This window comes from Bizionia sp. (genome assembly GCF_048259285.1).
Classification (GTDB): domain Bacteria; phylum Bacteroidota; class Bacteroidia; order Flavobacteriales; family Flavobacteriaceae; genus Algorimicrobium; species Algorimicrobium hallyeonense.
Genome location: NZ_JBLXHU010000085.1, coordinates 1 through 5,732 on the forward strand (window position 1 = coordinate 1; position 5,732 = coordinate 5,732).

General features: G+C 33.9%; 6 protein-coding genes. 2 read left to right on the forward strand and 4 right to left on the reverse strand.

All coding sequences use genetic code 11. The features are described 5' to 3' along the window. Both ACN0QX_RS15240 and ACN0QX_RS15245 read left to right on the forward strand, forming a co-directional pair. On the forward strand, window positions 1–196 hold a 196-nt coding region (locus tag ACN0QX_RS15240), incomplete at its 5' end, for a DNA cytosine methyltransferase (protein WP_417198174.1). A 52-nt stretch (window positions 197–248) separates the two neighbouring features. After that, a complete protein-coding gene (locus tag ACN0QX_RS15245; protein WP_417198175.1) occupies window positions 249–2,111 on the forward strand; it encodes an ATP-binding protein in 1,863 nt (620 codons plus the stop codon). A 35-nt stretch (window positions 2,112–2,146) separates the two neighbouring features. Here ACN0QX_RS15245 and ACN0QX_RS15250 read toward each other — a convergent pair whose 3' ends face one another. From ACN0QX_RS15250 to ACN0QX_RS15265, 4 genes are all read right to left on the reverse strand, one after another. Then, window positions 2,147–3,460 (reverse strand): hypothetical protein, encoded by a 1,314-nt coding sequence (locus ACN0QX_RS15250; protein WP_417198176.1) that lies wholly within the window; start codon window positions 3,458–3,460, stop codon window positions 2,147–2,149. 41 nt (window positions 3,461–3,501) lie between these two features. After that, window positions 3,502–4,635 carry a hypothetical protein gene (locus tag ACN0QX_RS15255; RefSeq protein ID WP_417198177.1) on the reverse strand — a complete coding sequence of 378 codons (1,134 nt, stop codon included), beginning with the start codon at window positions 4,633–4,635 and terminating at the stop codon, window positions 3,502–3,504. Window positions 4,636–4,663: 28 nt separating this feature from the next. Further along, window positions 4,664–5,038, reverse strand: coding sequence for a hypothetical protein (locus ACN0QX_RS15260; RefSeq protein ID WP_417198178.1), 375 nt, complete (start codon window positions 5,036–5,038; stop codon window positions 4,664–4,666). A 382-nt stretch (window positions 5,039–5,420) separates the two neighbouring features. Beyond that, window positions 5,421–5,672 carry a hypothetical protein gene (locus tag ACN0QX_RS15265; protein ID WP_417198179.1) on the reverse strand — a complete coding sequence of 84 codons (252 nt, stop codon included), beginning with the start codon at window positions 5,670–5,672 and terminating at the stop codon, window positions 5,421–5,423. Window positions 5,673–5,732: the final 60 nt, after the last annotated feature.

The following is a 5,732-nucleotide window of genomic DNA, read 5'->3' on the forward strand; positions in this document are numbered from 1 at the left end:
GCACTACTTCATTCATTACGATCCAAAGCAGTGCCGAAGCTTAACTGTGCGTGAAGCGGCTCGTTTGCAGACATTCCCCGATAACTATTTGTTTGAAGGGAATAGAACGCAGCAATATGTGCAGGTAGGAAATGCTGTGCCACCGTATTTGGCTAAACAAATAGGGGAAGTTGTGATGAACTTACTTGAACGGTAATGTCACTCACTAGTACACTAAAGCCAATATAAATCAGTTGGCTATAACTACTATGTCAGATTCTCTTATCCTTAAATTTGACCCAAATACTATCGAGCATTTGGGTGTCTCACTTTATTCTAAACTTCCTAGTGTTTTATCTGAATTGATCAGCAATTCTTGGGATGCTGATGCTAATACTGTCACTATTGATTTCATTGAAAATGGTGATGAAAAAGAAATTATTTATAACGATGACGGAGAAGGGATGACCTTCGACGAGCTTAATAATAAATATCTTGTTATAGGTAGAAATCGTCGTCAAGAGACTCAGAAACAAGTCAGTGCAAAAGGTCGACCTGTAATTGGTAAGAAAGGACTTGGCAAACTCTCGGTATTTGGTATTTGTGACGAGATCGAAGTTGTTTCAATCAAATCCGGCAAGAAAAACCATTTCATAATGAACCTTCAGGAAATTAAGAACAGCCGAGGGTATGAATATTCTCCGGAGCTATTAGCGCACGATGAGCCTACGTCCATTCCATCAGGGACTGTTATTAAGTTAAAGCAAATACGCCGAAAGAGCGGTTTCAATTTAGATGATATTGCTCTTAGCCTATCTAAAAAATTCATAATCTTCAGCGAAATGGACACGAGCATAACCAAGAACGGAAATGCTGAGTCCGAAGTGCGCATTACAAATGAGCTCAAGTTTCAGACTCTTAATACAGAGTTCACATGGTCTTTCCCTGATAAAAAATATGATGAAAGTTATGCATATTGGGAGCAGATGAAAGGTTCTGTTATCACGCTGAAAACTCCGATTAAAGATACGGAGATGCGTGGTATTTATCTCACATCCAGAGGAAAGATCGTCAATGTAGCGAGCTTTTACGGGGCTCGTGATAATGACCAATTTCATAACTATGTGACCGGATATATAGAAGTTGATTTTATCGATGACTTTGACGATGACGTTATCTCTACAGATCGACACTCTCTGAACTGGGAGCATGAAGAAACACGAGATCTTCAAGCATACTTGCAAACCATTATTAAGGTAATTGGTAAAGAGTGGCGTGAAAAGCGTGCTCAAGTAAAACAAGCCGAGGTAGAGAAAAAGCACAAAGTTGGCATAGAAAAGTGGAAAGAAAATTTACCAACATTTGAACGTGAGTTAGGTGACAAGATCATCACCCCAATTTTAGAAAATTCCAATATTGATGTTGATGAATCAGCAGATCTTATTGGCAGTGTAATGGATAAATTTGATAACCAAGCTTATAAAGAATACGCATCGAGAATTGCTGATATTTCAGAATCTGGTGAAGATATTCCAAAGTTATTACGTTTGATGGATGATTGGAAATCTATTGAATCAAAACAGTATCGAGATTTAGCAGTTGCTAGAATAGAAGTGATTAAACAGTTTGAAACTTACCTGAATACAAATACGAAAGAAGTACCAACACTTCACAATTTCTTAAAGAAATTCTCTTGGTTATTAGACCCTAGAATACTTGAGTTTAAAGATGAGGTTACTTATTCTACTTTATTGAAAGAATCGTTCCCTGAAGAAGAAATTAACGAAAGTAACAAGCGAATTGACTTTCTATGTAGTAATGCGTTGGGGGAAATATTATATGTTATCGAGATAAAGCGAAGTAACTATAAAGTAGATTTAAAAGCACTAGATCAAGCATATAATTATGGTGCTTTTCTAAAACATAAATATGCTTCTGCGACAGGGTTTTCAAAAGTTGTGTGTTTTGTTGTAGGTGGTGAAAAAAATTCAGAAGATTATATGTTCCAGGAAAGGGAAGATACATATATGAAGTCCGGTTCTGTTTTTGTTAAAACGTATCGAGAGTTATTAGAGCAATCCAAGGAATACCATAAAGAATTTATGCAAGCATACGAGACATATAATCACTAATGTAAATGATTGGGGGCATAGTTTTGCCCCCTTATTTATGAGTTATCATACAATTTAACACTATCATGAGTATACCAAACTAGGTCGTTTGGCTTATATATTAATTTATATGTGAGATTTTCACATTCAGGTAATAGAAATTTATCAACAAATGAATAAATTGAATTATCTAAATAATTGTGTGATAAGTGGAACTCAGTCTCTTTATTATGAACTATTGCATTTCTAGTAAAATAGACCATTTTTGAGAAAAGTCTTGGCCATTCAGCTTTTTTCTGGTTAACAGTGAACCCGTCAATATCATCGAAAGTGAGAGCATTACCATTTTTGAGGTTAATACCTAAAGAATTTAAAGCATTATTGACATCAGTTTTATCATTATCGTTGGTCACTAAATTGTTGAATGAATCAGCTAGACTAGCTAGTAATTCACCATTTTGAAAAGTATCATTATAACTGCAACTAAATAAATTATTAAGTGATGTTAATTCACCGTCACTAACTCTATCATACATGTCTTTGAAGTTTCTAATTGAAAACATGTGACCATTGTTATTTATATTTAACTTGACTAAAGGGTATTTAAACATGAAGTTTTCAATTATTTGATATAGACTTAAGAACTTATTTAATATCTCTTTTCTGCTATTATATTCACTGAGTATTATTAGGGTATCATCAAACTGTTGTAATGTATGCTCAGGTTCTAGTTTTTCTTTAATATCAATGTTAGTGCGTTCGGATGCTAATTTTATTTCATGATAGAAATTTCCAGATGTAAGCAAGTGAAGTTTTAAATAAGCTTCTGCCTTCGATTTTGTAACCAAATCACTACGTTTAATAACAATAAAATTATTAGTGTATTCTAGATTTTTATCTGATAAGAAGTGAAGGAATAAGAAAAAAATAAATACAGAGTTGTTGTCAAAAATTGGTTCGCATGTGTTTTTAAAAAATATTATAGAATTGTCTTGTGATTCGATATTTTCATAAAAATAACATTTATCATATCTTGATGGATTTATGTCAGAGAATGTTGTGAATTTTGTTTCATCAATTTCTATGTTTTCCCATTCCTGTTCGAAATTATTTATATAGTTAGCGTATTGGCAAAACTTAATGGGGCGTTCTAGATTAATTAAAGGGGTATATAAAGGCTTTACTGTGTTTAATATTTCGACTAGTTCATTAAATTCACTAAAGTATCCATCATTAATATAAGCTAGTTGAATAGTATCGGAAAATTCCTGAATACATTGCATTGAATTTAATAATAAGTCTTGTTTTTCTTCTGTAATATTATTTTCTATTTGACCCAAGATGTCGTCATCAACTAGATTCTCTAACAAGTTGAAAATGTAAGAGTACAATATATCTCTAGATTTAATCATTATAATTCTATGAATACCTCTTCCCAGGGGATATGATTGAAATCATTATTCATTAATAATAATGTTGCTCTGTATATAGATTTTTTATTAAAGTCTCCAATGTTCACTTTTGAATAATTAACATTATTCCTCTCTTTTTCAAATTCATTAAGGTTAAGTATTTGAGGTGAGTTATTAATCTTTCGTGAAGCTATTTCTATAGACTCGGAAATAGGTATTTCATTCTTGGTAGCATAGTGCCCTAATGCCCCCATTAATCCGCTAACCACAACATCTCTACCAAGCCATTTCGTACCTAGTTCTTGGTATATGTCAAAAAGGTGGTTGTCTAGTTCAAGGAGAAATTTACAAACCATTAAAATAGTATTGTAATCAAAATTAGATAACTCTTCATTTTTTTGTAAATTACTAATTAGGTTGGAATTAATAGTTATAGCTTTACCGCTGTTTAAAGACAAAATTGCAGAAATGATTAATGAAAAATTGAATTCGCCTGGTTTTCTCTTCTTGTTTGCATTAATCGAGTTAATATCTCTTTCTCTGATTACTTTAAAGTTTCCGTTAACTTCTTTTTCAATGAAATCAATTATATTATAAAAAATTATTTCGAGTTGATGTTTTAAGCTAACATGCTTGTGTCCAGCATTTAAAATAAGCATCTTGTCAACTTGCTCTTTTACGCTCAACCCTTCCCAAACCTCTATCCATTGTTCAAACTCTAAAAGGGAGTCGAGAGGATTTCCTGATTTTATCTCATTAACGAGTTTCTTAATGATGGTTGTACTAGCTTTTTGTGAGTTAATCTCATTTAGATACTTTCTTGAAATGCCAATAGGCGTAAGCTGTACAATATCTTCTAAGTGTTTTATTACAAACTCTTTACTATTAAGGATTGTTTTTAACCTATAAGTACGTTGTAATCCATCTAATATTTTAAAGTCTGTTACCGTTGCTACACCACCTTCTAATGTTGATTTTATTTCTTCATTTTCTGAAATTAAAACAAGAGAAGGAATATGCTTTTTATTTATAACAGTTTCAATAATATCATCTAAGTAACGGTTATCTATTATACCCCTTTGTATATTCCAATCTTTATAGTCGCTAGATAAAGAATTTAAATACTCCTGCATGTTAACTTTACACAAGTAACATGTTGCATTACCTTCTATTTTTTTGTCTAAGATGGTTAACTTCATCATCAGTTACTCTATTCGTTGATATTACAATTTCTAATTTATATTTTTTAATCACTAACGCAACTCTACCCACAACCTTCACGTCCAGTTCATCTACTTGAATGTTAGAGCCATTAAAACTGATCGCCAGCTTCTGACCTGGCAGGTGCTGAATCTCGTTCAGAGAGAGTAGGCCGTCAATATCAGATAGGTAGGTTCCGCTTACCGCTTGGTGTACTTCTTTGTCCACGATGTATGTAGTTCCATCGTTTTCTAGCGCCATAACGTTTAAGACGTCCAGTCTGTTGAAGTAATCCTTATCAAATGCGAGCTGCAACTCTATCGTCCGATCAAACAATCAATAATTTAAAAGGATAACATCATGTTTGCATATAAAGTAGTTATTAATACGCCTTTTATGACGTATGAACAGTGTTCGCAGTACTCTGGCACGCCAAAACTCATCATCATGGATTGGACATCCTAGGGTAATATTCATTTCAAAAATAAAGAAACGCCATTGATCAATTTGATTGCGTTGTTTGAGGGGGCGACCCGCGAAGCGTTTCGTGCATTTGCAAGGTCGTGAATGCGACGGAGTTTAAAAATTGTCTGGGTATTGGGTATTACCCGGACCATACTCAGAAACAATTTGAACCCGAACAAGCCGAACTTCTGTGATTAGGTTGTTCCTGAGTATGAGCATAGATCTGAACGATTTTCTCAACATCCCCCCGCAGTTAAGCGTCAAGTACCCAGTTAGTTGCGTAGACAGTGATAATGATCAGAACGGTCAGAATGACTGGAATGGCGAGCATCTTTGCCAGCTTTTTCTTGAAGCTCTGCGGTTCAAATACCACACCTTCTGCTTCCTTTACTCGGCGATCTTCATCGAAATGCCATTTAATCGCAAAGTAGGCGCCAATCGCTGTGACAATAATCTTAAGTGCGCCTGCAAAGTATGGAAAGAAGTTAAACCAACCGTTGCTCATTATCTATCTCCATCAAATTCAATATCTATTTACGGTAAAAAATCAGAGGCTCATGATTAT

Coding starts and splice junctions, on each gene's coding strand:
- ACN0QX_RS15245 (WP_417198175.1), top strand. CDS start 249: ATGTCAGATTCTCTTATCCTTAAATTTGACCCAAATACTATCGAGCAT.
- ACN0QX_RS15255 (WP_417198177.1), bottom strand. CDS start 4,635: ATGCAGGAGTATTTAAATTCTTTATCTAGCGACTATAAAGATTGGAAT.
- ACN0QX_RS15265 (WP_417198179.1), bottom strand. CDS start 5,672: ATGAGCAACGGTTGGTTTAACTTCTTTCCATACTTTGCAGGCGCACTT.